The 23681-nt window shown below is 65.3% G+C and carries 27 protein-coding genes; 14 read left to right on the top strand and 13 right to left on the bottom strand.

Annotated elements, in window-relative coordinates; translation table 11 throughout:
- Nucleotides 1–64 precede the first annotated feature (64 nt).
- Nucleotides 65–1924 carry a PhoX family protein gene (locus ACFOKF_RS17070; RefSeq protein ID WP_380797169.1) on the top strand — a complete coding sequence of 620 codons (1860 nt, stop codon included), beginning with the start codon at nt 65–67 and terminating at the stop codon, nt 1922–1924.
- 182 nt (nt 1925–2106) lie between these two features.
- On the opposite strand, the gene rpmG is transcribed toward ACFOKF_RS17070, so the two are convergent.
- Nucleotides 2107–2274 (bottom strand): 50S ribosomal protein L33, encoded by a 168-nt coding sequence (gene rpmG / locus ACFOKF_RS17065; RefSeq protein WP_006959016.1) that lies wholly within the window; start codon nt 2272–2274, stop codon nt 2107–2109.
- Between the two features lie 202 nt (nt 2275–2476).
- Between rpmG and ACFOKF_RS17060 the strand changes: the two genes are divergently transcribed.
- From ACFOKF_RS17060 to ACFOKF_RS17050, 3 genes are all read left to right on the top strand, one after another.
- Nucleotides 2477–2800, top strand: a complete 324-nt coding sequence (locus ACFOKF_RS17060) for a hypothetical protein (RefSeq protein WP_380797167.1) — start codon at nt 2477–2479, stop codon at nt 2798–2800.
- A 13-nt stretch (nt 2801–2813) separates the two neighbouring features.
- Nucleotides 2814–3380 (top strand): TMEM165/GDT1 family protein, encoded by a 567-nt coding sequence (locus ACFOKF_RS17055; protein ID WP_380797165.1) that lies wholly within the window; start codon nt 2814–2816, stop codon nt 3378–3380.
- Between the two features lie 109 nt (nt 3381–3489).
- Nucleotides 3490–3981 carry a Dps family protein gene (locus tag ACFOKF_RS17050; protein WP_380797163.1) on the top strand — a complete coding sequence of 164 codons (492 nt, stop codon included), beginning with the start codon at nt 3490–3492 and terminating at the stop codon, nt 3979–3981.
- 74 nt (nt 3982–4055) lie between these two features.
- Here ACFOKF_RS17050 and ACFOKF_RS17045 read toward each other — a convergent pair whose 3' ends face one another.
- The 7 genes from ACFOKF_RS17045 to ACFOKF_RS17015 all read right to left on the bottom strand — a co-directional run bounded on the left by ACFOKF_RS17045 (nt 4056) and on the right by ACFOKF_RS17015 (nt 10999).
- Nucleotides 4056–4526 (bottom strand): GreA/GreB family elongation factor, encoded by a 471-nt coding sequence (locus tag ACFOKF_RS17045; RefSeq protein ID WP_380797162.1) that lies wholly within the window; start codon nt 4524–4526, stop codon nt 4056–4058.
- Nucleotides 4527–4582: 56 nt separating this feature from the next.
- Nucleotides 4583–6409, bottom strand: a complete 1827-nt coding sequence (gene cobT, locus ACFOKF_RS17040) for a cobaltochelatase subunit CobT (RefSeq protein ID WP_380797160.1) — start codon at nt 6407–6409, stop codon at nt 4583–4585.
- Nucleotides 6409–7185: a tyrosine-protein phosphatase gene (locus tag ACFOKF_RS17035; RefSeq protein WP_380797158.1), complete on the bottom strand. Its 777-nt coding sequence runs from the start codon at nt 7183–7185 to the stop codon at nt 6409–6411. Before ACFOKF_RS17035 ends, cobT begins: the two co-directional genes overlap by 1 nt.
- On the bottom strand, nt 7182–7604 hold the full coding sequence (locus ACFOKF_RS17030) for an OsmC family protein (RefSeq protein WP_380797157.1): 423 nt from the start codon (nt 7602–7604) through the stop codon (nt 7182–7184). Before ACFOKF_RS17030 ends, ACFOKF_RS17035 begins: the two co-directional genes overlap by 4 nt.
- A 7-nt stretch (nt 7605–7611) precedes the next feature.
- The gene (gene cobS, locus ACFOKF_RS17025) at nt 7612–8619 is read right to left on the bottom strand and encodes a cobaltochelatase subunit CobS (protein ID WP_380797155.1); all 1008 of its coding nucleotides are present in this window, start codon (nt 8617–8619) and stop codon (nt 7612–7614) included.
- An 87-nt stretch (nt 8620–8706) separates the two neighbouring features.
- Nucleotides 8707–9999: an Hsp70 family protein gene (locus ACFOKF_RS17020; RefSeq protein ID WP_380797850.1), complete on the bottom strand. Its 1293-nt coding sequence runs from the start codon at nt 9997–9999 to the stop codon at nt 8707–8709.
- A 382-nt stretch (nt 10000–10381) separates the two neighbouring features.
- The gene (locus ACFOKF_RS17015; RefSeq protein WP_380797154.1) at nt 10382–10999 is read right to left on the bottom strand and encodes a DnaJ domain-containing protein; all 618 of its coding nucleotides are present in this window, start codon (nt 10997–10999) and stop codon (nt 10382–10384) included.
- 44 nt (nt 11000–11043) lie between these two features.
- On the opposite strand from ACFOKF_RS17015, the gene ACFOKF_RS17010 reads away from it, so the two are divergent.
- Together ACFOKF_RS17010 and ACFOKF_RS17005 are read left to right on the top strand one after the other, a co-directional pair.
- A complete protein-coding gene (locus ACFOKF_RS17010) occupies nt 11044–11331 on the top strand; it encodes a BolA family protein (protein ID WP_380797153.1) in 288 nt (95 codons plus the stop codon).
- Nucleotides 11331–12236, top strand: coding sequence for a pirin family protein (locus tag ACFOKF_RS17005; RefSeq protein ID WP_380797151.1), 906 nt, complete (start codon nt 11331–11333; stop codon nt 12234–12236). The genes ACFOKF_RS17010 and ACFOKF_RS17005 overlap by 1 nt, the downstream gene beginning before the upstream one ends.
- Before the next feature lie 9 nt (nt 12237–12245).
- Here the strand turns inward: ACFOKF_RS17005 and ACFOKF_RS17000 are convergent, their stop codons facing one another.
- Complete coding sequence (locus ACFOKF_RS17000; RefSeq protein WP_380797149.1) at nt 12246–13091, bottom strand: zinc-ribbon domain-containing protein; 846 nt, start codon at nt 13089–13091, stop codon at nt 12246–12248.
- 156 nt (nt 13092–13247) lie between these two features.
- On the opposite strand from ACFOKF_RS17000, the gene ftsE reads away from it, so the two are divergent.
- Genes ftsE through ACFOKF_RS16980 form a run of 4 tightly spaced genes read left to right on the top strand, consistent with a single transcriptional unit; the run spans nt 13248 to nt 16092 of the window.
- The gene (gene ftsE, locus ACFOKF_RS16995; protein ID WP_380797147.1) at nt 13248–13961 is read left to right on the top strand and encodes a cell division ATP-binding protein FtsE; all 714 of its coding nucleotides are present in this window, start codon (nt 13248–13250) and stop codon (nt 13959–13961) included.
- A complete protein-coding gene (locus ACFOKF_RS16990) occupies nt 13961–14866 on the top strand; it encodes a cell division protein FtsX (RefSeq protein ID WP_380797849.1) in 906 nt (301 codons plus the stop codon). Before ftsE ends, ACFOKF_RS16990 begins: the two co-directional genes overlap by 1 nt.
- Complete coding sequence (locus ACFOKF_RS16985) at nt 14863–15393, top strand: YdcF family protein (RefSeq protein ID WP_380797145.1); 531 nt, start codon at nt 14863–14865, stop codon at nt 15391–15393. Before ACFOKF_RS16990 ends, ACFOKF_RS16985 begins: the two co-directional genes overlap by 4 nt.
- Before the next feature lie 12 nt (nt 15394–15405).
- Nucleotides 15406–16092, top strand: a complete 687-nt coding sequence (locus ACFOKF_RS16980) for a lysophospholipid acyltransferase family protein (protein ID WP_380797144.1) — start codon at nt 15406–15408, stop codon at nt 16090–16092.
- A 21-nt stretch (nt 16093–16113) separates the two neighbouring features.
- Here the strand turns inward: ACFOKF_RS16980 and ACFOKF_RS16975 are convergent, their stop codons facing one another.
- On the bottom strand, nt 16114–17019 hold the full coding sequence (locus ACFOKF_RS16975) for a prephenate/arogenate dehydrogenase family protein (RefSeq protein WP_380797143.1): 906 nt from the start codon (nt 17017–17019) through the stop codon (nt 16114–16116).
- Nucleotides 17020–17023: 4 nt separating this feature from the next.
- Nucleotides 17024–18133 carry a histidinol-phosphate transaminase gene (hisC, locus tag ACFOKF_RS16970; protein WP_380797142.1) on the bottom strand — a complete coding sequence of 370 codons (1110 nt, stop codon included), beginning with the start codon at nt 18131–18133 and terminating at the stop codon, nt 17024–17026.
- Nucleotides 18134–18295: 162 nt separating this feature from the next.
- Between hisC and ACFOKF_RS16965 the strand changes: the two genes are divergently transcribed.
- From ACFOKF_RS16965 to ACFOKF_RS16950, 4 genes are all read left to right on the top strand, one after another.
- Nucleotides 18296–19540, top strand: coding sequence for a putative DNA modification/repair radical SAM protein (locus ACFOKF_RS16965; RefSeq protein WP_380797140.1), 1245 nt, complete (start codon nt 18296–18298; stop codon nt 19538–19540).
- Between the two features lie 74 nt (nt 19541–19614).
- On the top strand, nt 19615–19965 hold the full coding sequence (locus ACFOKF_RS16960) for a hypothetical protein (RefSeq protein WP_380797139.1): 351 nt from the start codon (nt 19615–19617) through the stop codon (nt 19963–19965).
- Between the two features lie 74 nt (nt 19966–20039).
- Nucleotides 20040–20510 carry a hemerythrin domain-containing protein gene (locus ACFOKF_RS16955; protein WP_380797137.1) on the top strand — a complete coding sequence of 157 codons (471 nt, stop codon included), beginning with the start codon at nt 20040–20042 and terminating at the stop codon, nt 20508–20510.
- A 25-nt stretch (nt 20511–20535) separates the two neighbouring features.
- Nucleotides 20536–21948 carry a UdgX family uracil-DNA binding protein gene (locus tag ACFOKF_RS16950; protein WP_380797136.1) on the top strand — a complete coding sequence of 471 codons (1413 nt, stop codon included), beginning with the start codon at nt 20536–20538 and terminating at the stop codon, nt 21946–21948.
- Between the two features lie 3 nt (nt 21949–21951).
- On the opposite strand, the gene metW is transcribed toward ACFOKF_RS16950, so the two are convergent.
- Together metW and metX are read right to left on the bottom strand one after the other, a co-directional pair.
- Nucleotides 21952–22545 carry a methionine biosynthesis protein MetW gene (gene metW / locus ACFOKF_RS16945; protein WP_093016978.1) on the bottom strand — a complete coding sequence of 198 codons (594 nt, stop codon included), beginning with the start codon at nt 22543–22545 and terminating at the stop codon, nt 21952–21954.
- On the bottom strand, nt 22542–23678 hold the full coding sequence (gene metX, locus ACFOKF_RS16940; protein ID WP_380797134.1) for a homoserine O-acetyltransferase MetX: 1137 nt from the start codon (nt 23676–23678) through the stop codon (nt 22542–22544). The genes metW and metX overlap by 4 nt, the downstream gene beginning before the upstream one ends.
- Nucleotides 23679–23681 lie beyond the last annotated feature (3 nt).

Genomic DNA, 23681 nt, shown 5'->3' with positions numbered 1-23681 from the left:
GCCAACCCCCGCTTCGCAAAGGCGCGGCGCATCGCCGACAGCCCGAACGCACAGGGGTATATTCATGTCTCATCTGACTGACGAAGCGCGCGCGCCCTATCGCGACGCGCAGCCGACCATCGACATGGGCGACAACAGCCTGGAGGCGATCGTCGCCGCCAATCCGGCGCGCCGCACCGTCCTTAAAAATGGCCTGATGGGCCTGTCGATCCTGCCGATGCTCGGCGCGCTCGCCGCCTGCGGCGACGATGATAATGACAGCAGCAGCCCGACGCCCACCCCGACGCCCACCCCGACGCCCAGCTATGGCATCAGCTTCGCGCCCGTCGCCGCCAACATGAACGACACCGTCACCGTTCCGACCGGCTATACTGTCGACATTCTGCTCAAGGCTGGCGATTCGATCGAAACCGGCACGGCCTATGCCGGCAGCTATCCGACTCCGGCCGACGCCGAAAAATGGGCCGGCGGCAACCATGACGGCATGGAGTATTTCGAACTGTCGGGCACCAACCCCAACAGCGGCGGCCTGCTGGCGATCAACTTTGAATATCCCGATTTCAACATCCTGATGGGCGGCAGCTATAACGCCGCCACCGCCACCGCCGATCAGAAGGCGCTGGCGCTGTCGGCCGTCGGCATCGGCGTGGTGGAAATCGCCAAGGCTTCGGACGGCAAATGGTCGGTCAAGTCAGGCTCCAAATATAATAAGCGCTACACCGGCAACAGCAGCTACAAGGCGACCGGCCCCGCTTCGGGCCTGCTGTCGGGCACGATCAAGGGCATGCTGAACAACTGCTCGTCGGGCCGCACCCCCTGGGGCACCTATCTGACCTGCGAGGAATCGACCGACAATTATCTCGATCCGACGCAGCCGGAGGAAAATTACGGCTGGGTGGTCGAAATTGATCCCTATCAGGAACTGGACGTGCCGACCAAGCGCACCGCGCTCGGCCGCTTCGACCATGAAAATGTCGCCCATATGGTCGACGCCAACAGCCGCGTCGCCTTCTACATGGGGCATGACGGCACACCAGGCTGCGTCTACAAGTTCGTGTGCGATCGCGCCTTCAGCAGCAGCAACCGCGCCGCCAACCGCGACATGCTCGACCATGGCACCCTCTATGTCGCCCGTTTCAACGCGGACGGCACGGGCGAATGGCGCGCACTGACCCATGGCCAGAACGGCCTGACCGTCGGCGCTTCGGACCCCGGCAACACCAGCCAGAGCGCCACGCCGATCGCGCCCACTACGGTTGATTTCAACAATCAGGCCGACGTCATGGTCAACTGCATCTCGGCCGCGCGCGTCGCCGGCGGCACCGTGATGGACCGCCCGGAATGGATCACGGTCGCGCCCGACAACAGCGCCATCTTCGTGACGCTGACCAACAACAGCAGCCGCCGTTCGGTCGACGCCGCCAACCCGCGCACCGTCAACCGCCATGGCCATATCGTGAAGTTCAAGGAAACCGGCAATTCGCCGCTCGCCATGACCTTCACCTGGGAAATCTTCCTGCTGGCGGGCGATCCGTCGCTGGCCGGTTTCGGCGATAAGCTGGAAGGCAATATCAACGGCGACACCTTCTCCAGTCCCGACGGCATCCGCATCGATCCGCAGGGCCGCCTCTGGGTTCAGACCGACCATTCGGTGCCGGGCAATTCGGGCGATTCGAGCCGCACGATCGAGCAGGTGTTCGGCCAGAACGCGATGTTCTACATCGACCAGACGACCAAGAAGTCGATGCGCTTCCTGGTCGGCCCGGAAGGCTGCGAAATCACCGGCATCGCCTATACGCCGGACCTCACCAACTTCTTCATCAACATCCAGCACCCGACGGGCAACTGGCCAGTGTCCGGTCAGGAGCCGCGCTCCTCGACCATCGTCGTGCGCCGCACGGACGCCAAGCCGGTCGGCGCCTGATCGCAGGACAGCCAAAAGAAAGGGGGGCGCCGAAAGGCGTCCCCTTTTTTGTTCAGCCGGTCAGGCGTTGAAGGAGCAGCGAACCAACGGCAAAAGGCCCGTTCCTTTGCAGGGACGGGCCTTTTTGCGTAGTCCGAAAGCCGGAAAGATCAGGCGTGCGGGCTTAATCGGCCCGCAACGGCTTACTTGATCTTGGCTTCCTTGAACTCGACATGCTTGCGCACGACCGGGTCATATTTGCTGAAGCTCAGCTTCTCGGTCTTGGTGCGGGGGTTCTTCTTGGTCACATAGAAAAAGCCAGTGTCAGCCGTGCTGACGAGGCGGATCTTGACAGTTGCCGGCTTGGCCATGGCCTTATTCCCTGGTCGTAAAGAGCGTAAAAAATAAAGCGGCTCGCCAATGGTGAGTGGCGGACCGCCCGTTTCAGCGGTGGCTCATGGGCCAGATTCGGCTCGCTGTCAAGGCCAGGGCGATCGCCGCTTCAGGCTTTACGCGCCCTTAACCCGGTCAAGCCTATGAAGAAACGGGGCGAAACAGGGGGGAGTGCATCCCATGCGACATGATCCGATGCTGGCGATTTTGACGGACCTGATGCGCCGGGTCGACGGGCTGGCGGGGCAGCGCGGCCATTTGTCGGTCATGCGGGTGCAGGATGAGGTGGACCAGATTCGCCACATCGCCCGCGCCTTTCACCTTGATACGGTGGAGGGGCTGGCCGCCACGCTGGCGTCGGCGCTGTCGCTGCACGGGCTGGGTCCGGTGGTGCTTTCCTATCTCGATCTGATGCGTGACGCGATCGTTGAAGACATGCCGGTGGCCGACATCGTGGCGGTTCTTCCGCGTGTCGCTGCGACCGTGACGCCGCTGCGGGCCTGATCGCCACCAGCCCATGGACGCATTATTGCTAGCCTTGCTCGGATGCCTGCTGGGCGAAATTGGCGACAAGAGCCAGTTGCTCGTCCTTGCGCTGGCGACCCGCTATAATCGCGACGGGGCGATCATCGCCGGAATTATCGCCGCCGCCATCGCCAACGCGGCCATTTCCGCCATCGCGGGCGTATGGATCGGGCCGATGCTGGGGGCGGACGCGCGGTTGCTGTTTCTGGCGCTTTCCATCCTCTTCCTGGGCGCGGGGCTGCTCTGGCGGGTTTCTCCGCCCGATGCGCTGGCTGGCTGGCCAACCGGGGCTTTCCTCACCAGCGCGCTCGGCCTCTTCATCCTGGGCTTTGGCGATGGACCGCAATTCCTGATTCTCGGCATCGCTACCCGCACTGGCGATCCGCTGCTGGCCGGCATTGGCGGCGCGATCGGCACGATCGTTGCGCTGGTGCCCGTCGTTGTGGCGCGCGGGGCCTTGCTGGCCGCCTTGCCGCTGCGCGCGATTCGCTGGACGGGCGGGGCGATCCTGATCGTCACCGCCGCCTGCCTTGGCCTGTCCGCCACCGGCCTGCTCTGATCGACGCGCTTCATCAGGCTGATCGGGATTTCCACCGCGAAAAAATGGCACCATCTTGTCGCACGATCATTATATGTCCGAAACCAGTTTCCCGAACAGGAGGACATGCATGACCGCTCCCGATCTCAAGACGCCGACCGACCTCAAGAGCAACGCCACCAAGTCCGTCGCGGAGGCGCTTAACGGCGCGCTGGCGGACAGTTTCGCGCTGTACCTCAAGACCAAGAATTTCCACTGGCACGTCTCCGGCCCGCATTTCCGCGACTATCATCTGATGTTCGATGAGCAGGCGACCGAAATCCTGGGCGTGACCGATCTGATTGCCGAGCGGGTGCGCAAGACCGGCAATGTCACGCTGCGCTCGATCGGCGACATTTCCCGCCACCAGACCGTGGTCGACAATGACGCTGAGTTCGTCAGCCCGGCCGACATGCTCAAGGAATTGCGCGACGACAATCTGGCGCTGGTCGAAACCTTTCGCGCGGTGAAGGCCGCCGCCACCGAGGCAGGCGACAACGCGACCGAAGGCATTGTCGACGACTGGACCGACCAGGCCGAACAGCGCGCCTGGTTCCTGTTCGAAGCCGCCCGCGGCGCCTGATCCGCGATCCGCACGAGGAAAAGGCCCGCCGGCGCAAACCGGCGGGCCTTTTCATGTCCTGCTCGAAAAAGAGATCAGTCCTCGCGGACGACCGCGATCTTCACGATCTCCACTGCTTCGACCTTGCCGGCGAAATCGACCTTCTCGCCCACCTCCGCATCCATCATCGCGCGGGCGAGGGGAGAGGAAAAGCTGATGCGACCCTCATGCGGGTTCGCTTCATCATCGCCGACGATCGCCACCGTCTTTTCCTGCCGGTTCAGCATATAGGTGACGCGCGTGCCGAACGCGACCGCCTCTCCGTCCGCCACCGGCCGCAATTCCGCCGTCGCCAACCGCGTGCGCCAGTAACGCAGCACCCGTTTGTGCTTCTTGGCGCTGTCCTCGTCCATGGCGCCGGTGTCGACCCCTTCCAGCGCCTCGACCTGTGCGCGGGTCAGCCGCAACCCGCGCGCCGTCACCCAATTGGGACCGGGCGGGATCGGCAACTCGAACTTCGGCTCCATATGCTCATCATCGCTCTCGCGACGAAAGGCGACACTCATCGTAACTACTTTCTATGCAAACAGGCCGGCCCGCCTGGGCGGAGCGGCGGGCCGACCTAATCTTCGTCGAACAAGCCTGCGAGTTGCTCTACCATCGTGCCGCCCAGCTGTTCGGCGTCCATGATGGTCACGGCGCGGCGATAGTAACGGGTGACATCATGGCCGATGCCGATCGCCACCAGCTGCACCGGCGACCGGTTCTCGATCCAGTCGATCACCTGCCGCAAATGCCGCTCCAGATAGGTGCCGCTGTTGACCGACAGGGTGGAGTCATCCACCGGCGCGCCGTCGGAAATCACCATCAGGATGCGCCGTTCTTCGTGCCGTGCGATCAGCCGACTATGCGCCCAAAGCAGCGCTTCGCCGTCGATATTTTCCTTCAACAGCCCTTCGCGCATCATCAGGCCCAGATTCTTGCGCGCCCGCCGCCAGGGATCGTCCGCCTTCTTGTAGACGATGTGGCGCAGGTCGTTGAGCCGCCCCGGCATCGGCGGACGGCCAGCAGCCAGCCATTGCTCGCGGCTCTGCCCGCCCTTCCACGCGCGCGTCGTGAAGCCCAAAATCTCGGTCTTGACCCCGCACCGCTCCAGCGTGCGCGCCATGATGTCGGCGCTGATCGCCGCGATGCTGATCGGCCGGCCGCGCATCGACCCGCTATTGTCGATCAGCAGCGTGACGACGGTATCGCGGAACTCGGTGTCGCGCTCGATCTTGTAGGACAGCGATCGCGTGGGATCGATCACGATCCGCGCCAGCCGCGCCGCGTCCAATATCCCTTCTTCCTGATCGAAGTCCCAGCTGCGCGACTGCTGCGCCATCAGCCGGCGTTGCAGCCGGTTGGCCAGCTTCGTCACCGCGCCCTGCAAGCTTACCAGCTGTTGGTCCAGGAAGCCGCGCAACCGCACCAGTTCATCCTCGTCGCACAGATCTTCGGGGCTGACCACCTCGTCGAACTTGGTCGTATAGGGCTTATAGTCGAAACCGGGCGGCAGGTCGGACATCGGCCGGTTCGGGCGGACCGGCATCATGCCTTCCTCGCCCATATCGTCCGCGCCTTCGTCGCTGTCGGCGTCGAAATCCTCGCTATAGTCGGTTTCGCCCTCTTCGGTGTCGCCGCCCTGATCCTCGGCGCGCGCCTCGGCGTTCATGTCGCTGTCGCCGGCCTCGTCCTGGCCGCTTTCGCCCTCTTCCTGCTGCTGCTCCTCATCCTCGCCCTCATCCTGCGATTCGGGTTCTTCCGTGTCGGGCGGCACATCGGCGTCGATCAGTTGGAGATGCTCCAGCATCGCCGTCGTCAGCTTCTGGAAGGCGCGCTGGTCGTCGATCGCCAGCATCAGCGAATCGAGATCGGCCCCGGCCTTGTCCTCGATCCACTGGTCGATCATCGCAACGCCGGGCGCCGCATCCTTGGGGATCGCCTGTCCGGTCAGCCGCTCGCGCACCTTGAGCGCCAATGCGGTCGACAGCGGCACTTCATCGGCGGCGCGCGCGCGCCGGATCGCGTCGGATTTCAGCCGCAGGTCCAGCGCGTGATTGAGGTTGGCGCGCACGCCCTCCATCGCCCGCGCGCCGATCGCCTCGACCCGCGCCTGCTCGACCGCGTCGAATACGGCCCGCGCCACGGCTTCGGACGGGGCGGTCGCGGCATGGACCTTCGCGTCATGATGCCGCATTTTCAGCGCATAGGCATCGGCAAAGCCGCGCGCCAGCGCCACCTGATCGGCGGGCAGAGCGCGGCCGGGCGTCGGCACCTTGATCGCCTTGCCGGCGGCATGGGGCGTATCGGCGGAAAAGCCGACCTCCACTTCCATGTCGCGGGTGATGGCGCGCGCCGTGCCGGACAGCACATCCTTGAAGGCGTCGATGGGTGATCGTTCGGTCATCAGTCCAGCAATATCCCACGCAATGTGTCGCGCTTGGCGGCATTCATGCCCAGCGCGTCCAGATAGCCATCCACCCCGCCATGCCGTTCATCCAGCGTGGTGAACAGCGTCTCCATATAGATCGTCTCGGCGCGCAGCACAGGAGTCAGCGCTTCCGCCTTCGACAGATGCATCCGCGCCATCAGCGTGTCGCGTTGCCCCAGCAGCCAGTTCCAGTCAGCGTGCAGGTTCGTCAGCAGATAATCCGCCAAGATCGCCTCTCGCGGGACATTGAGCGTCGCCAGGATCAACGCTGCACCCACGCCGGTACGATCCTTGCCCGCCGAACAATTTATCAACAGAGGCAGGCGTCCGTCGAGCAGCCGGTCAAACATGGCGCGATAAGAGTCGGCGTGGTCCGCCGGTATCACGCGATAGAGCGCGATCATCGCGTCGCGCATGTCCTGCGCTGTCGCGCCGTCACGCCGCAACATATCGCCCAGCAGTCCGCTACTTTCCCGATAGTCGCGGCAATAATAATCCACGTCTGCCCCATGCCACGCCGTAGGCTCCGCCTTGCGTTCATTGCTGCGCCGAAAGTCGCAGATCGCCTTTATGCCCAATGCGCGCAACTGATTGGCGTCTGCCTCGGACAACAGCGCCATCGTGCCGGAACGATAAAGCATCCCGCGCTTCACCTGGCGGCCATCCGTCGTCATATGACCGCCGAAATCGCGCAGGTTGAATGCGCTGGCCAGCGGCCGGCGCGCCGGATCAAGGGAAGCGGAGTCGCTCACCGCCTTTCGGGATCGCCAACGCGCGGCACGGCGATCGTTTCGATTTGCGTCTCCACCTCGCTCATCAGCTTGTGGACCGGGCATTTGGCGGCGACCGCGATCAGTCTGTCATGCTGTTCGTCGGTCATTGCCCCGGTCAGCGCGATGCGGGTTGTCAGCTTGTAGACGCCCTTGCGCTCCTCGCTCGCGTCGCGGACCACGCCGACATGGATATTCTCCACGGGAATGCCGTTGCGCTGCGCATACCAGAGCATGGTCATCGCCTTGCACGCGCCCAGCGCACTGTCATACAGGTCATGCGGGTCCGGCCCGGCGTCATGGCCGTCGGGCGCGGACATGTCCGCAATCATCTCATGCCCGCGGATGCTGATCCGGTGGGCGGTCCCCCCTGTCGGGTCGATCCGCTCTACGATGATCATCGCGCGCTCAGTTCGCCCGGCTCGCCACGCTTTCGGGCAGATCCTTGCCGAACACGCGCTGATAATATTCGGCGACCAGCGCCCGTTCCGCCTCATCGCATTTGTTGAGGAAGGACAGGCGGAAGGCGAAGCCGACATTCTTGAAGATCAGCGCGTTCTGCGCCCAGCTGATCACGGTGCGCGGCGACATGACGGTCGAGATGTCGCCGTTGATGAAGCCCTGCCGCGTCAGTTCGGCGACCTTGATCATATTCTCGACTTCCTTGCGGCCGCCCTCATGATCATATTCGCCCGACTTGGCCAGCACCACCTGCGCCTCGGTCGCGGCGGGCAGATAGTTCAGCGCCACCACCAGGTTCCAGCGGTCCATCTGGCCCTGATTGATCTGCTGCGTGCCATGATACAGGCCCGTAGTATCGCCCAGACCCACCGTATTGGCGGTCGCGAACAGGCGGAAATAGGGGTTCGGGCGGATAACGCGATTCTGGTCGAGCAGCGTCATCTTGCCGTCCGTCTCCAGCACGCGCTGGATCACGAACATCACGTCCGGCCGGCCGGCGTCATATTCGTCAAACACCAGGGCGACCGGGCGCTGCAACGCCCAGGGCAGCAGACCTTCCTTGAACTGCGTCACCTGCTGCCCGTCCTGCAACACGATGGCGTCGCGGCCGACCAGATCGATGCGGCTGATATGCGCGTCCAGGTTGATGCGGATGCACGGCCATTTCAGGCGGGCGGCAATCTGCTCGATGTGGCTCGACTTGCCGGTGCCATGATAGCCCTGCACCATGACGCGGCGATTATAGGCAAAGCCCGCCAGAATCGCGAGCGTGGTGTCCGGGTCGAACACATAGGCGGGGTCGACATCGGGCACGCGCTCGTCCGCTTCGGAAAAGGCGGGCACCTTCATATCGACGTCGACGCCGAAGATTTCGCGCGCATCCACTTCGCGGTCGGGCGCTTCCAGCAGCGTTTCGGCGCGGGTGTCAGGCTGGACGTTGGAAATATCGGTCATCGGGCAAGTCATCTTTCTGCGATTCATTCGCGCCCTAACCCAGATTCAAAGGGCGTGTCGATACAGTGGGGGCAGTTCGTTCGGGGATCAAGCTGCCCATTCTTCCAAATTGGCTTCTTCGCCGATCAGCGCCAGGCCATGGGCGATGGAGGTGAGTTCGCCCCCGGTCGCGATTCGATCCTCGCTGAACCGCTGATGGAAGACACGCCGGATCGCGGGGATGAGCGACGAGCCGCCGGTCAGGAACACCCGGTCGATCGCGTCGGCCGTCACCCCGGCCTTGGCGAGCGCCCGGTCCACCGTCTCCTCGATCCGGGCGATGTCGGGCGCGATCCAGCCTTCGAAATCGGCGCGCGACACCGTCTGCTCGATCTCGATCCCGCCGCCCGAAAAGCGGAATGTGGCGCTGTCCGCGTCGGACAAAGCGCGCTTTAATGCCCCCACCGCGTCATAAAGCGGATAGCCCAGCTCCTTTTCGATCACGGTCATCATCCGCCCGATCGCGACCGGATCGTGCGCGGCTTTTTTCAACCGCGCCAGTTCATCCATCGTCCGCCGGTTGCGCATCAGCGCCAGCCGCGACCAGTCGGCGAAATCGGCGAAATAGCTGCGCGGTATCTCCAGCGTCTTGCCGAAACTCTCATAGCTGCCGCCCTTGCCCAGCATCGGCAACACCAGATGATCGACGATGCGATAGTCGAACCTGTCGCCGGCCAGCCCGATGCCGACCGACCCCAGCGGCACGCAGCGCCGCGCCGCGCCGGGCGCCTCGACCCGGACCAGCGAAAAGTCGCTGGTGCCGCCGCCAAAGTCGGCGACCAGGATGGTGGCCGCCTCGGTCAGGCGGCTGGCATAGCTGAACGCCGCGCCCAGCGGTTCATAGACATAATGGACCTCGCTGCCGAAGCCGGCGAACATCGCGTCATAGCGTTGCCGCGCCAGCGCCTCGTCGGGCCGCGCGCCGGCATATTCGACCGGCCGGCCGACGACGATCCGTTCGGGTCGCCGGTCGAGCGCGCCGCCGGCATGGCCTATCAGCTTGCCCAGAAACATCTGCCCCAGTTCCTCGAACCGGAATCGTTTCTCGAACACATTGGCGGTTTCGAAGATCGGGCTGGCGGCGACCGACTTGAAGGATTGCAGGAAACGGCTGTCTTCGGGAAATTCCAGATATTCCGCGATCGCCCACGGCCCGGCCTCATGCGCCATGCCGCCCTTCACGTCGCTGTCATGCCAGAAGCAGAGCGCCGAACGGAAAACCTCCCCTGTCGCCTCCTTGCCTGCAAAGCTGACCAGCTGCGACTCCCCGCCGCTCGCCAGCGCGGCGACGCTGTTGGTCGTGCCGAAATCCAGGCCCAGCGCGCGTGCGTCCTGTTGCATCATCAGTCTCCGGTCTGGAAGGGCCGCGCGCTATGGCAGCGCGGCCGGCCCGGCGCAAGGGGACGGCCTGTCCTATCCAGGACCGCCATGGCAGGATAACGATCGCGCACCCGGCCTGCTTGCGCCGTTTGCGGCACGCTCTTTATCATCGCCATCATAACAGGATTTTGTAAGAAAATGTCGGGGCTTTGTAGTAAAATGCCAAATTCGGCGGGAAAAGTGCGAAGTTAGAGTTTATTTGAAAATGCGCCTCTGGCGCATCCGCACCGGCCCACTCCCCCACCCGGCCACCCAGATATGGCACCCTGATGGGTGGCCGGGTGGGGGAGTAGGCCGGCGCCGCAACGAAAATGCGCTCTTTCGCGCATTTTCCAAACGGACTCTAAGCGAAGGCTTCCGCCTTGCGCAAATGACCATAGGCTTCGATCACGCCCTGCAACGCCGACTCATGGCTGCGATCCCCGCCATTATGATCGGGATGATAGCGCCGCAGCAATTCGGTGTAGCGCGCGCGCAACGCCTTGCGATCGGCGTCGATCTCCAGCCCCATTACGTTCATCTGGCGGCGATCTTCGTGGGACAGAAATTTCCCATCCTGCCGCATCTGGTTGTCGGCGCGCGCCTTGGCGACGCGCTCCTTGAACTTCGCGCCGATGGCGTCGAGCGGATCGGAAAAATCGGCCCAGCGCGGCGGCGGGCTGGCGGCGTTGCTGGAAAAGGCGCGCGTCTCCCGCTCCCACCCGGCATAGGGGCGCTGGGCGGCGGCAATCTCGTCCGGGGTCATGCCGCTGAAGAAATTATAGCCCTGGTTGAAGGCGCGGACATGGTCCAGGCACAGCCAGCGCCATTGCGGCCCTTCATGATTGGACCGGCTGCCCTCCGGCGGCGGCGCGCGAAATTCGCCCGGTTCCGGGCAGCCCGGCACGGCGCAGGGCCGTTCGCTTTCCACGCGGCCATGAAAACGGTTGAAACGTCGGGTCGAGAAAGGGTCGCTGCTCAAGATCGTCCTGATGAAATGCCGGCAAAGCAGTCTATATAGGGGACATGACCACCGACCTCAAAGGCCCTGTCGCCACCGAAATCGACGCGCGCCTGCGCGCCGCCCTGTCGCCCGCTCATCTCGCCGTCATCGATGACAGCGAAAAGCATCGCGGCCATGCCGGCCATGACGGATCGGGCGAAAGCCATTTTACCGTGGAGATCGTGGCCGATCGCTTCACCGGCCAGAACCGCGTCGCCCGCCAGCGCATGGTCAATGCCGCGCTGGCCGATCTGCTGCGCGACAAGGTCCACGCCCTCGCCATCAAGGCGCGCGCGCCTGGCGAAGCCTGATGCATCCCGACGATCTGATCCTTCAGGCGATCACGCCCACCACCCATGATCTGGGTGATTTCAAGGTGCATCGGTCGCTGCCGGTAAAGGGCCGCACCATGGTCGGTCCCTTCATCTTCTTCGACCAGGCCGGCCCGGCGAAGATCGGCGCGGGGCAGGGGATCGACGTGCGCCCGCACCCGCACATCAACCTCGCCACCGTCACCTATATGTATGAAGGCAGCTTCCTCCATCGCGATTCGCTCGGCACGGAGCAACTGATCGAGCCGGGCGCGGTCAATCTGATGACCGCGGGCAAGGGCATCGTCCATAGCGAACGCTCGCCCGACGAAGATCGCGCCAAACTCTCGAAGCTCTCGGCCATCCAGACCTGGCTCGCCCTGCCCGATCGCTTTGAGGAAATGGACCCCGCGTTCGAGCATGTCGGCGAAGGCGGCCTGCCGGTGATCGAGGACGGATCGGCCCGCGCCCGCGTCATCATGGGATCGCTCTGGGGCGTCACCTCGCCCGTCACCACCTACGCCCAGACCATCTATGCCGACATTCAGCTCGCGCCGGGCGGCCGCATCGCCATCGATCCGTCAGCGGACGAGCGCGCCCTCTATGTCTCGGGCGGCGACGCCGCGCTCGACGGGATGTTGCTCGCCCCCCAGACGCTCTATGTCCTGCGCCCCGGCACATCGGCCACGCTGATGAGCGTGGATGGCGGCCGGGTCGTGCTGTGCGGCGGGGAAGCCTTCACTTCACCGCGCCATGTCTGGTGGAACTTCGTCGCCTCAACGCCCGACCGGCTGATGCAGGCGCGGGAAGATTGGGACGCGATGCGCTTCCCCCTCATTCCCGGCGACGATCAGGAATTTATCCCGATCCCGCAAGGACGCCCAAAGACGGTCAGCTATCCCTGACCGAGTCCCCTATCGCACAAAGGTCAGCGAGAGATTCTCGGCATTTTTGGGAATGTCGATCCGGCTTTCGTTGATCGACGCTTCCTCGCCCGGCTTCAGGCGCGTCTTGTCCGCCTTGGTGGTCCAGCTGAAGACCAGCCGGTTCTGCCGGTCGCGCAACTGCACCAGCACCGGCGGCACCGGCAGCACCTGCTGCCCGCTGTTCACGATGCGCGCGCCAAAGGCGAAATATTCCTCGCCGGTCGGCAATTTGCGCCGCTCGGCCGGCTTGGACAGGTAAAAGAGCAGGTCGGGATCGCCTTCTTCGGGCACGATCCCCATCGCCACCATCCAGGCCGGCGGCCCGAAATAATAGAGCGCGCCGCCTGCCGCTGCGACCGCCAGGAAGAAGCCGGCCGCCGCCCAGGTCCACAGCTTGAGCATGTTGCGGCGGCGCTTGACCGGCACCGGCGCGGCAAAGCTGCTCTCTTCGACTGGCGCGGTCGGCGCACCGGCATAGATGTCATCGAACCGATAGTCGGTCGGCGCGGCCGTTGGCGGTTCGGTCGCCTCCTTTTCTTCCGCGATCGCCTCTTCCGGCGGCGCAACGATTGCGGCCGGCGCTTCCGGTTCGGCGACGGGCGCAGGTTCGGGCGGGGGAGGCGGCGGCGCTGGTGGCGGGGGGGCTGGCGGCGGTGGCGTGGCCGGCGCCTCGACCACGGGCGCTGGCGTCGCATCCTCGCGCGTCGGCAGGATCGCGGGTTCCTGGAACCAGCTATGTTTGCACGCGGCGCAACGGACCTGGCGGCCATTTGGACCTACGGCGCTGTCGGGCACGACATATCGGGTCGCGCAATTGGGGCACACCAGGATCATTCCGCTTATTAGGCATGGCAGGGACTCGCGCGCAAGCGGCAACAGCAGGGGCGCGACTCGCGTGATCGCGCGGGGCGGGCTTTACGGCGGCCCGCCGGCTGTGCCATGGCTGCGGCTTCGCGAAGCAGGGAGCGCGCCAGCGCAACATCACAACCTATGTCGGCCATCGTCCAGTTCGAAAATGTCGGCCTGCGCTATGGTCTGGACAGTGAAACCCTGTCCGACGTCAGCTTCTCGCTCGCCAATGGCGGCTTTTATTTTCTGACTGGCGCGTCGGGCGCGGGCAAGACGTCGCTGCTGAAGCTGCTCTATCTGGCCCAGCGGCCCAGTCGCGGCGTGATCCGGCTGTTCGGGGAGGATGTGGTGACGTTGCCGCGCGACCGGCTGCCCGGCTTTCGCCGTCGCATCGGCGTCGTCTTTCAGGATTTCCGTCTCGTCCCGCATCTGTCGGCCTATGACAATATCGCCCTGCCGCTGCGCGTCGCGGGTATGGAGGAAAGCGCCATCGACGCGCCGGTGTCCGAAATGCTCAACTGGGTGGGGCTGGGCGATCGCGGCGAGGCCCGGCCGGCGACCCTGTCGGGCGGGGAGCAGCAGCGCGTCGCCATCGCCCGCGCGGTGATCGGCCGGCCGGAAATATTGGTGGCGGACGAACCGACCGGCAACGTCGATTCCGACATGGCCCGCCGCCTGATGACCCTGTTCGAAGCGCTCAATCGTCTGGGCACCACCATCGTCGTCGCCACCCATGATCTGCCGCTGATCGCGCAGGTGAAGGGCGCGCAGATGATGAAGCTGGACAAGGGGCGGCTGGCCGATCCCACCGGCACGCTGCGCTATCCGCCCCGATCGCAGGACGACCGCCAATGATGGCGGGCCGCGCCAATCGGAAAGCCGCCGTGGCGGCGCGCAACCGCCTGTTGCCCGAAGGGCGGGTGGCGGGGCCGATGCCCTGGATCATCGCCATCATGATGTTCCTGACGGTGCTGTCCGCCGCCGCCGGGCTGGGCCTGGGCGCGGCCGTCCGGTCGATGAGCGCAGACCTTGCCGGTCGCGCCAGCGTGCAGGTGGTGGAGGCGGATGCGCCGGCGCGCGATCGCCTGGCCGCCCAGGCGCTTCAGGCCCTGCGCCAGACGCCGGGCGTGCGCGCCGCCGATCCGGTCGATCCGGCGGCATTGGCCGATCAACTGCGCCCCTGGCTGGGCGACGCGGCGAGCAGCGGCGACCTGCCGGTTCCCGCGCTGATCGACGTCATGCTCACGCCGGGCGACACGGACGCCAAGGTCGATCGTCTTCGCCGCCAGCTGGCCGGCCTGTCGCCCAAATTGCGGATCGAACCGCACGCAGCCTTCCTGCTCCCGCTCGCCGGCCTGCTGACGGCATTGGGCTGGCTGGCGGCCGGGGTGGTGCTGTTGATGGTGCTGGCGACCGGCGCGGTTGTGGTGCTGGCGGCGCGCGGCGCGCATGACAGCCATCGCGGCACGATCGACGTGCTGCATCTGATGGGATCGACCGATGTGCAGATCGCCCGCCTGTTTCAGCGCCGCATCGGCCTCGACGCCTTTCTGGGCAGTGCGCTGGGTTTCGCCTTCGCCCTGCTGGTCATCATCCTCATCGGCTTGCGGCTGTCGGCGATGGGATCGGACCTGCTGGGCGCCGTGGGCCTCGATACGCGCAGCTGGATCATCCTCGCGCTGTTGCCGATATTGGGCGTTCTGCTGGCGACGCTGACGGCGCGCTGGACGGTGCTGCGCGCGCTGGGGCGATCCCTATGATCGTGCGCCTTTTTGCCGTTACGCTGCTGGCCTGGATGCTCGGCTTTGCGTGGTTTGCGATTTTCCTGCCCCAGCCGCTCGACGGGCGGCAGACCGACGCCATCGTCGTGCTGACCGGCGGGGCGGGGCGGATCGATCGGGGCATCGCCCTGTTGCAGGATGGCGCGGCGAAACGGATGCTGATTTCCGGCGTCGACCGGTCGGTTCGCCCGGTCGAACTGGCCGCACAATATAAGACGCCCGAACAGCTTTTCGCCTGCTGCATCACGCTGGGGCGGGAAGCGATCGACACCCGCTCCAACGCGATCGAAACGGCGCGCTGGCTGGAACGGCGCGATTACAAGACGGTGCGCCTGATCACCACCGACTGGCATATGCGCCGCTCGGCGCTGGAGCTGCGGCAGGCGCTGCCCGGCCGCGTCACGCTGGTCTATGATGCGGTGCCCAGCCGCCCCAGCCTGACCATGCTGATGCGCGAATATAATAAATATCTGCTGCGCCGTGTTGCAGCGCTGGTCGGCATCTGACAGCGGCATTCCATGCTTACGATCCTGCGCTCGCTCCTTTTCATGCTGCTTTTCTACAGCGGCACTTTATTCTTCTGTCTGTGGGCGCTGGCGACGGCGTGGATAGCGCCGACCTTTGTGCAGGGCGTCGCCACCGCCTGGAGCCGCTATCATCGCTGGTGCGTGCGCTGGCTGCTGGGGCAAAGGGTGGTGGTGGAAGGCGATCTGCCGCAAGGCCCCTATCTCTACATCTTCAAGCATGAATCGATGTTCGAGACGATCGACATTTTATGCCTGTTCGATCGGCCGGCGATCGGCGCCAAGCGGGAGCTGTTTGATATTCCGCTCTGGGGGGAGATCGCCCGCCGCTATGGCCTGATCCCGATCGAGCGGACGGCCGGGGCCAGCGCGCTGCGCGCCCTGAGGGCGGCGGCGAAGGACCGGATCGCGCAGGGACGCGCCATCTGCCTCTTCCCGGAAGGGACGCGCGTGCCCCATGGCGAATCGCCGCCGCTCAAATCCGGTTTCGCCGGTCTCTACAGCCTGCTGGGCCTGCCGGTCGTGCCGATCGCCATCGACAGCGGCCGGGTGTCGCCGCGCGGCAAATTCATGAAGCGGGCGGGCACCATCACCTACAAGGTCGGCGAAATCGTGCCGGTCGGCCTCGACCGCAAGGAGGCCGAAGCCCGCGTCCATGCCGCGATCAACGCCCTGAACTGACCGGGTTCAGGACGCTTTGCGTCAGTGTGACCGGCCAAAGTCGGGCTTGGCGTCATCCTGCCCCTGTTCGATGATCGACCGGCGGATCGCGCGGGTGCGGGTGAACAGGTTGAACAGGGCGTCCCCGTCATTCCAGCGGATGGCCCGCTGAAGCGCCGACAGATCCTCCGAAAAGCGCTGGAGCATCTCCAGCACCGCATCCTTGTTCGCCAGGAACACGTCGCGCCACATGGTCGGGTCCGACGCGGCGATGCGGGTGAAGTCGCGAAAACCGCCGGCCGAATATTTGATCACTTCGCTCTGGGTGACATTCTCCAGATCGCTTGCCGTGCCGACGATGGTGTAGGCGATCAGGTGCGGCAAATGGCTCGTCACCGCCAGCACCAGATCATGATGCGCCGGGTCCATCATCTCGACGTCTGCGCCCACGCGCCGCCACAGCTCGGCCACGCGCTCTACGGCGATCGGGTCGGCGTCCGCCGGCGGGGTGACGATCGACCAGCGGCCCTTGAACAGCGTGGCGAAGCCGGCTTCCGGCCCGCTATTTTCGGTCCCCGCCACCGGATGCGCGGGAATGATGGTCCGCCCCGGCAGCGCAGCGTTCAGCTGCGCCAGCACATCCGCCTTGCAGGAACCCACATCGCTGACGATCGCGTCGACGGGCAGGTCGTCGGCAATCTCCGCCGCCGCCGCACCCATGGCGCGCACCGGCACGCACAGCACCACCAGATCGGCGTCCGTCACCGAAGCGCCTGCGGTGTCGGTAATGTCGTCGCACAGGTCGATGCGCCGGGCGGTGTCGCGCACTGCCGGATCGGCGTCATATCCCGTGACCCGCACGGTCGGCATGTCGGCCCGGATCGCACGGGCCAATGACGATCCGATCAGCCCCAGGCCGATGATGGTGACACGCGCAAAGGGCAGCATGGCGTCAGGCCGTCTCCGCCATGGCGCGCAGCTTGGCCGCGACGGCGCGGGTCTGTTCTTCCGTACCGATGGTGATGCGCAGGCCATTGGGCAGCCCCTGTCCGGGCAGCCAGCGGGTAGCGTAACCTTCGTCCCACAGCCCCTTCATCGCCGCCTCGGCCGTCAGCGTGCCGTTGAACAGGATCAGCAGGAAGTTGGTCTTGCTGGGCACCGCGCGCAGGCCATGGTTGGACAGCGATGCGACCTCGCCCGCCAGCCATTCGCGCCACTGCGCATTATGGGCGCGGCTGGCGTCGACCCAGTCGGTATCCGCGATCGCGGCGATCGCCGCCGCCTGTCCGGCCGTCGTCACGTTGAACGGCGCACGGATGCGGTGGAGGATGTCGATCACATCCGCACTGGCATAGCCCCAGCCGATCCGTTCGGCGGCAAGGCCGTAAATCTTCGAAAAGGTGCGCGTGACGAAGACATTGGATGCGGTCCGCGCCAGTTCCAGGCCGCCATCATCTTCATCCGCATCCAGATATTCGGCATAGGCCTGATCCAGCACGAACAATATGTCGGGGCGCAGGCCCGCGTGCAGCCGCGCAATTTCTTCCCGGCTGGTCATGGTGCCGGTCGGATTATTGGGATTGGCAAGGAAGACGACCTTGGTCTTTTCCGTCACCGCCGCCAGCAGCGCATCCACATCGGTCGCATAATCTGCGTCGGGCGCCTCCACCGGGGTCGCGCCCACGCGCCGCGCGGCGATGTCATAGACCGAAAAGCCGTAGCGCACGAACAGCACTTCGTCGCCCGGCCCGGCATAGGCGCTGGCGGCGATATGCAGCAGTTCGTCCGATCCGGTGCCATAGATGATCCGGGCGGGGTCCAGGCCATGGGCGGCGCCGATCGCCTCACGCAGCTTCGCCGCGCCGGGATCGGGATAGGTGGCAAGGTCGGCGGTGGCCGCGACCAGCGCCGCGCGAGCGGCCGCGCCAGTGCCCAGTGGATTTTCATTGGCGGACAGCTTGATCAGCGGGCGGCCGTCATCGGTCGCGGCCTTGCCCGGCACATAGGCGTGAATGCCGAGAATCCAGTCCTTGGGGGCGGGTTTTGCAGCTGTCTGTGTCATGGCGCGGGGCTTTAGCGGCTTTGGCGGCAAAGGCAAAGCGGCAGGATCATCGCTTGCGCTCCAACCTGCTGTCCGGCGTCGCCTGTTTTGAACACCCTGTCTCTTGGTGCAGTCCTGATCGAGATTATGGACAGGCGCATTTTCTGAACATATCAGGAACATATGGCCCAGCTTTCCCCCCGGCAGAAACTCGAAATCCTGGCCGATGCAGCGAAATATGATGCGTCCTGCGCGTCATCGGGCACGGCGAAGCGCGACAGTCGCGGGGGCAAGGGGATCGGGTCGACCGAAGGGATGGGAATTTGCCATGCCTATGCCCCCGATGGCCGGTGCATATCGCTGCTGAAGATATTGCTCACCAACAGCTGCATCTTCGACTGTCATTATTGCATCAACCGCCGGTCGAGCGATGTGCGCCGCGCGCGCTTCACCGCGCAGGAGGTGGTCGATCTCACCCTCAATTTCTATCGCCGCAACTATATCGAAGGGCTGTTTCTCTCCTCCGGAATCATCCGATCGTCCGATTACACGATGGAGCAGATGGTTGAGGTCGCGCGGTCGCTGCGGCAGGATCATGATTTTCGCGGTTATATCCACCTCAAGACCATCCCCGATGCCGACCCGGAACTGCTGCGGCTGGCGGGGCTGCATGCCGACCGTCTCTCGATCAATGTCGAACTGCCGACCGAAACCGGCCTCAAGCGGCTGGCGCCGGAAAAGGATGGCGGCCGGATCGAGGGCGCGATGCGGCATCTGCGCGCCGAGATGGAGGATGGGCAGGACGCAAGGCGCAAATATAAGAGCGCGCCGCGCTTCGCCCCGGCCGGCCAGTCGACGCAGATGATCGTGGGCGCGGACGCCGCCGACGACCGGGCGATCATCGCGCGGGCCAGCAGCCTCTATGACCGGCACCGGCTGCGCCGCGTCTATTACAGCGCCTTCTCGCCCATTCCCTCGCCCAGCGCGGTGCTGCCATTGAAGCGCCCGCCGCTGATGCGCGAACATCGGCTCTACCAGTCGGACTGGATGATGCGCTTCTATGGCTATGAAGCGCGGGAGATTGCAGCGGCAACCGATCATGCGACCGGATGCCTGCCGCTGGACATCGATCCCAAGCTGGCCTGGGCGCTCAACCATCGGGCCATCTTTCCGGTGGACGTGAACCGCGCCCCGCGGGAGGCGCTGCTGCGGGTGCCGGGGCTGGGGGTGAAGGCGGTCGACCGCATCCTGACGAGCCGCCGCCAGCGCCGGCTGCGGCTGGAGGATGTGGCGCGGCTCACCACCTCGATCGTGAAGCTGCGCCCCTTCCTGATCGCGGCCGACTGGCGTCCGCTGGCGCTGACCGACCGGGCCGATTTGCGCGCGCGGCTGGCCCCGCCGGCAAAACAGCTCGATCTGTTCGCATAAGCGCCATTTTTGGGTTGATCGATGGGAACGATCGTGAAATCGTGGCTTCAGGGCCACATTGGGAGTTTTTGGTTTTGGCGACGGCACTGGGCAGCAGGACGCAACCGCGCAAGAGCTTTGCCAAGCGGATCAGCAGCCATCTTGCCGCCGCGCTCGTGGTCTTCTGTCTGGCCCAGATCGGCATCGTCGCAAAAATGGGCGGATCGCTGGTCCTGCATCTGGGCGTCATCATCGCAATCGGCGGCTATGCCGTGGCCGCGCGCGGGCTGGAGCATCGCTGGCAGATGCTGGAACAGGGCGGCCTGTCGCAAGGCGGCCTGGCCCTGCGCTTCCGCCGGGATGTGGCGCAGCTGTGGGCGGCCAGCATCGTCGGCGCGCTGCTGTGGATTCCCGTCGCGATCATCTACCGCTTCCTCTTCGGCTGATCGCCGCCCGGCCGTCGCGCCGGAGCCAATTGCATTCTGCGTCGTTGTCTCCCCGCGAAAGAGGAGAAGCGACCATGGCCAATGCGACGATTTTCGACCGGCTGAAACAGGATCACGACGCCCATCGCCTGTTGTTCGACAAGATGGCGCAGGCGGACCGGGACAAGGACGAGGATCGGCTGGAAAAGCTGTTCGAACAGTTCAAGGTGGAGGTGAGCGCCCATGCCGCCGCCGAGGAAGAGACGCTCTACGCCACCATGTTATCCCGCCCGGACCTGCGCGAGGATGCGCAGCACAGCGTTTCGGAACACAAGGAAATCGACGATTATCTGGAGGAATTGAGCGACCTCAAGTTCAATGGCGAAGCCTGGCGCCGCGAATTCGACAAGATGAAGAAGCGCTACCTCCATCATATCGAGGAGGAAGAGGAAGAGATGTTCCCCGATGCCGCGCAGGATTTGAGCGCCGTCGAGGAAGAGAAGCTGGGCAAGCTGTTCGCCAAGCGCAAGCCGGCCGAACTGGAGCGGGCGCAGGCGGAGAGCTGACTCTCCGCCCTCACCCTTACATACCATGCATCGCGTCTCGTTAAGCGCGCCGGACGATTTCGACGGCTGGCGCGCGGCGGCGCGACGGCTGGCTGTGGCGGGCGTCGATCCGGCGGAGATCGTCTGGCAGGTCGGCGACGCGCCGGGCGACCTGTTCGGCCATGATCCGCTGCCGCCCGATCCGATGCGCGCCGCCTTTTCGGTGCCGCGCGCCTTTGTCGATCTGGCGCAGATGGCGATCCTGCATCGCGCCCCCGAGCGGTTCGCCCTGCTCTATGCGCTGCTGTGGCGGCTGCGCGACCGGCCGGGGCTGATGGAGGATCGGGCTGATCCGCTGCTGCGCCGGATCGATGCGCTGGCCAAGGCGGTGCGGCGCGACATCCATAAGATGCGCGCATTTGTGCGCTTTCGCGAAATGGCCGATGAGGATGGCGCGCGCTTCGTCGCCTGGTTCGAGCCGGAGCATCATATCACGCGCGCCAATGCCGGCTTCTTCGTCCGCCGCTTCGCATCGATGCGCTGGTCGATCCTGACGCCGGAGTTGAGCATCCACTGGAATGGCGAGACGCTGAACGAAGGGCCGGGCGCGCGGCGATCGGGCGCGCGGCGATCGGACGCGCCCGATGGCGACCCGGTCGAGGCGCTGTGGAAAGGCTATTATGCCGCCATCTTCAATCCCGCCCGGCTGAAGACCGGGGCGATGCTGTCCGAAATGCCGAAAAAATACTGGCGCAATCTGCCCGAAGCGGCGCTGATCCCCGACCTGATCGCCGGGGCGCAGGCGCGCGAGGCGGCGATGATTGCGACAACGTCAGTCGCGCCCCGCCGGCCGGAGGATGTTGCGACCGCATGGGCGGCGCTGCGTGACGACGCGATGGGCTGCACCCGCTGCTCGCTGCACGGGCCGGCGACGCAGACGGTGTTTGGCGAAGGGCCGATCGACGCGCCGCTGATGTTCGTCGGCGAACAGCCGGGCGATCAGGAAGATCTGGCCGGCCAGCCTTTCGTCGGGCCGGCTGGGCAATTGTTCGACGCGGCGCTGGCGCAGGCGGGGGTGGACCGGTCCCGCGCCTATGTCACCAATGCGGTCAAACATTTCAAATTCGAACGGCAGGGCAAGCGGCGGCTGCACCAGTCGCCGGATGCGGGCGAGATACAGGCGTGCCGCTGGTGGCTGAAACAGGAGATCGCCCTTGTCCGCCCGCGCCTCATCGTGGCGCTGGGAGCGTCCGCCGCGCGGGCGATGCTGGGCAAGGCGGTGACGATCGGGGCGACACGCGGCACGCCGATCCCGCTGTCGGACGGCGCGGAAGGCTGGGTCACGGTGCATCCCAGCTACCTGCTGCGCCTGCCCGACGCGGCCCGTCGGGCGGAGGAGCAGGCGCGCTTCGTGGCGGAATTGCGGATGGTGGGCGAGCGACTGACCGCGCTCGCCTGATCGTTATTTCCGCAGCAGGAACACCGCATGTTCGGCGAACAGATTGGCGTTCGCATGGGTGGTTTCCTTGTCGCCCTTCAGGAACCACTGGCCGTCGATCGTCCAGCCCCGTTCCTTCACCAGCGCGCGGAAATCGTCCACCGTCACATGATGGATGTTCAGCGTGTCATACCAGGTGTCGGGCAACAGCCGCGTCACCGGCATCCGCCCGCCCCACATCAGCGACAGCCGCCCGCGCCAGTGCGCGAAATTGGGGAAGGAGACAAAGGCCTGCCGCCCGATCCGCAGCAATTCCTCCACCACCTTGTCGGGGCGACGGGTCGTCTGGAGCGTCTGGCTCAATATCGCATAGTCGAAACTGGCGTCGGGATAGTAGGTCAGGTCGGTGTCGGCATCGCCCTGTACCACCGACAGGCCACGCCCCACCGCCGCCGCGACGTTGGAGCCGTCCAGCTCCAGCCCGCGCGCGTCCACCTGACTGCTGTCGCGCATCGCCGCCATCAGCGCGCCGTCGCCGCAGCCGACATCCAGCACGCGCGCGCCCTGCCGCACCGTCCGCGCGATCAGGGCAAGGTCGGGGCGCAAAGTCTCGCTCATGCCCGGCCGCCGCGCAGGAAGCCGTCCACCACCCGGTTCAACTCCGGGCATTCCAGCAGGAAGGCGTCATGGCCGAACGGGCTGGAAAGCTCCACGAAGCTGGCCTGCGCACCCGATGCGTTGAGCGCATGGACGATGATCCGCGATTCCGCCGTGGGATACAGCCAGTCGGTATCGAAGCTGACCAGACAGAAGCGCGCGCTGGTGGCGGTGAACGCCTTGGCCAGCGATCCGCCATGGTCCTCCGCAATGTCATAATAGTCCATCGCACGGGTGATGTAGAGATAGCTGTTGGCGTCGAACCGATCGACGAAGCTGAGCCCCTGATGGCGCAGATAGCTCTCCACCTGAAAATCCGCGTCGAAGCCGAAGGTCTTCGCGTCCCGCCCCTGCAAGCGGCGTCCGAATTTCTCGGTCAGCCCCGCTTCGGACAGATAAGTGATATGCGCCGCCATCCGCGCCACGGCCAGACCTGCGCTCGGCACCTGCCCGTCGGCATAATAGTCGCCGCCGCGCCAGTTGGGATCGGCCATGATCGCCTGCCGCCCGACTTCGTGGAAGGCGATATTCTGCGCGCTGTGGCGGGCGGTCGAGGCGATGACGACGCAGCTTTCAACCCGGTCGGGGAACAAAGTGGGCCAGGTCAGCGCCTGCATGCCGCCCATCGATCCGCCGATGACGGCCGACAGACGATCCACGCCCAGATGGTCGAGCAGCAGCGCCTGCGCCCGCACCATGTCGGCAATGGTCAGCACCGGGAAACGCATCGCATGCGGATCGCCGGTGACGGGATCGAGGCTGGCCGGACCGGACGACCCCATGCAGCTGCCGATCACATTGGAACAGACGATGAAATGGCGCGCCGGATCTACAGGCTTGCCTTCGCCCACCAGCCGCCACCACCAGCCCGGCTTACCAGTAACGGGATGGTCCGACGCCACATATTGGTCGCCGGTCAGCGCATGGCAGATCAGGATGACGTTGGATTTATCCGCATTCATCTGCCCATAGGTTTCGTAGGCGATGTCGACCGGCCCAAGCTGCGCGCCGCTCGACAGACGCAGGGGACCGGCAAGGCGGGCCTGCCGACGCAGGCCGAAACGGCTGTCTTCGCTGATGGGGACGCTGGCCATGGT

The organism is Sphingobium rhizovicinum, from assembly GCF_042647625.1.
GTDB lineage: Bacteria > Pseudomonadota > Alphaproteobacteria > Sphingomonadales > Sphingomonadaceae > Sphingobium > Sphingobium rhizovicinum.
The sequence above is the reverse complement of the archived record's forward strand: the minus strand, read 5'-3'. Positions and strand labels throughout refer to the sequence as shown.

Coding starts and splice junctions, on each gene's coding strand:
- metX (WP_380797134.1), bottom strand. CDS start 23,678: ATGGCCAGCGTCCCCATCAGCGAAGACAGCCGTTTCGGCCTGCGTCGG.
- ACFOKF_RS17030 (WP_380797157.1), bottom strand. CDS start 7,604: ATGATCATCGTAGAGCGGATCGACCCGACAGGGGGGACCGCCCACCGG.
- ACFOKF_RS17060 (WP_380797167.1), top strand. CDS start 2,477: ATGCGACATGATCCGATGCTGGCGATTTTGACGGACCTGATGCGCCGG.
- ACFOKF_RS16965 (WP_380797140.1), top strand. CDS start 18,296: ATGGCCCAGCTTTCCCCCCGGCAGAAACTCGAAATCCTGGCCGATGCA.
- ACFOKF_RS16985 (WP_380797145.1), top strand. CDS start 14,863: ATGATCGTGCGCCTTTTTGCCGTTACGCTGCTGGCCTGGATGCTCGGC.
- ACFOKF_RS17010 (WP_380797153.1), top strand. CDS start 11,044: ATGACCACCGACCTCAAAGGCCCTGTCGCCACCGAAATCGACGCGCGC.
- ACFOKF_RS17045 (WP_380797162.1), bottom strand. CDS start 4,526: ATGAGTGTCGCCTTTCGTCGCGAGAGCGATGATGAGCATATGGAGCCG.
- ACFOKF_RS16980 (WP_380797144.1), top strand. CDS start 15,406: ATGCTTACGATCCTGCGCTCGCTCCTTTTCATGCTGCTTTTCTACAGC.
- ACFOKF_RS17020 (WP_380797850.1), bottom strand. CDS start 9,999: ATGCAACAGGACGCACGCGCGCTGGGCCTGGATTTCGGCACGACCAAC.
- metW (WP_093016978.1), bottom strand. CDS start 22,545: ATGAGCGAGACTTTGCGCCCCGACCTTGCCCTGATCGCGCGGACGGTG.
- ACFOKF_RS16955 (WP_380797137.1), top strand. CDS start 20,040: ATGGCCAATGCGACGATTTTCGACCGGCTGAAACAGGATCACGACGCC.
- ACFOKF_RS16975 (WP_380797143.1), bottom strand. CDS start 17,019: ATGCTGCCCTTTGCGCGTGTCACCATCATCGGCCTGGGGCTGATCGGA.
- ACFOKF_RS17005 (WP_380797151.1), top strand. CDS start 11,331: ATGCATCCCGACGATCTGATCCTTCAGGCGATCACGCCCACCACCCAT.
- rpmG (WP_006959016.1), bottom strand. CDS start 2,274: ATGGCCAAGCCGGCAACTGTCAAGATCCGCCTCGTCAGCACGGCTGAC.
- ACFOKF_RS16950 (WP_380797136.1), top strand. CDS start 20,536: ATGCATCGCGTCTCGTTAAGCGCGCCGGACGATTTCGACGGCTGGCGC.
- hisC (WP_380797142.1), bottom strand. CDS start 18,133: ATGACACAGACAGCTGCAAAACCCGCCCCCAAGGACTGGATTCTCGGC.
- cobS (WP_380797155.1), bottom strand. CDS start 8,619: ATGACCGATATTTCCAACGTCCAGCCTGACACCCGCGCCGAAACGCTG.
- ACFOKF_RS17050 (WP_380797163.1), top strand. CDS start 3,490: ATGACCGCTCCCGATCTCAAGACGCCGACCGACCTCAAGAGCAACGCC.
- ACFOKF_RS16990 (WP_380797849.1), top strand. CDS start 13,961: ATGGCGGGCCGCGCCAATCGGAAAGCCGCCGTGGCGGCGCGCAACCGC.
- ACFOKF_RS17070 (WP_380797169.1), top strand. CDS start 65: ATGTCTCATCTGACTGACGAAGCGCGCGCGCCCTATCGCGACGCGCAG.
- cobT (WP_380797160.1), bottom strand. CDS start 6,409: ATGACCGAACGATCACCCATCGACGCCTTCAAGGATGTGCTGTCCGGC.
- ACFOKF_RS17000 (WP_380797149.1), bottom strand. CDS start 13,091: ATGATCCTGGTGTGCCCCAATTGCGCGACCCGATATGTCGTGCCCGAC.
- ftsE (WP_380797147.1), top strand. CDS start 13,248: ATGTCGGCCATCGTCCAGTTCGAAAATGTCGGCCTGCGCTATGGTCTG.
- ACFOKF_RS17055 (WP_380797165.1), top strand. CDS start 2,814: ATGGACGCATTATTGCTAGCCTTGCTCGGATGCCTGCTGGGCGAAATT.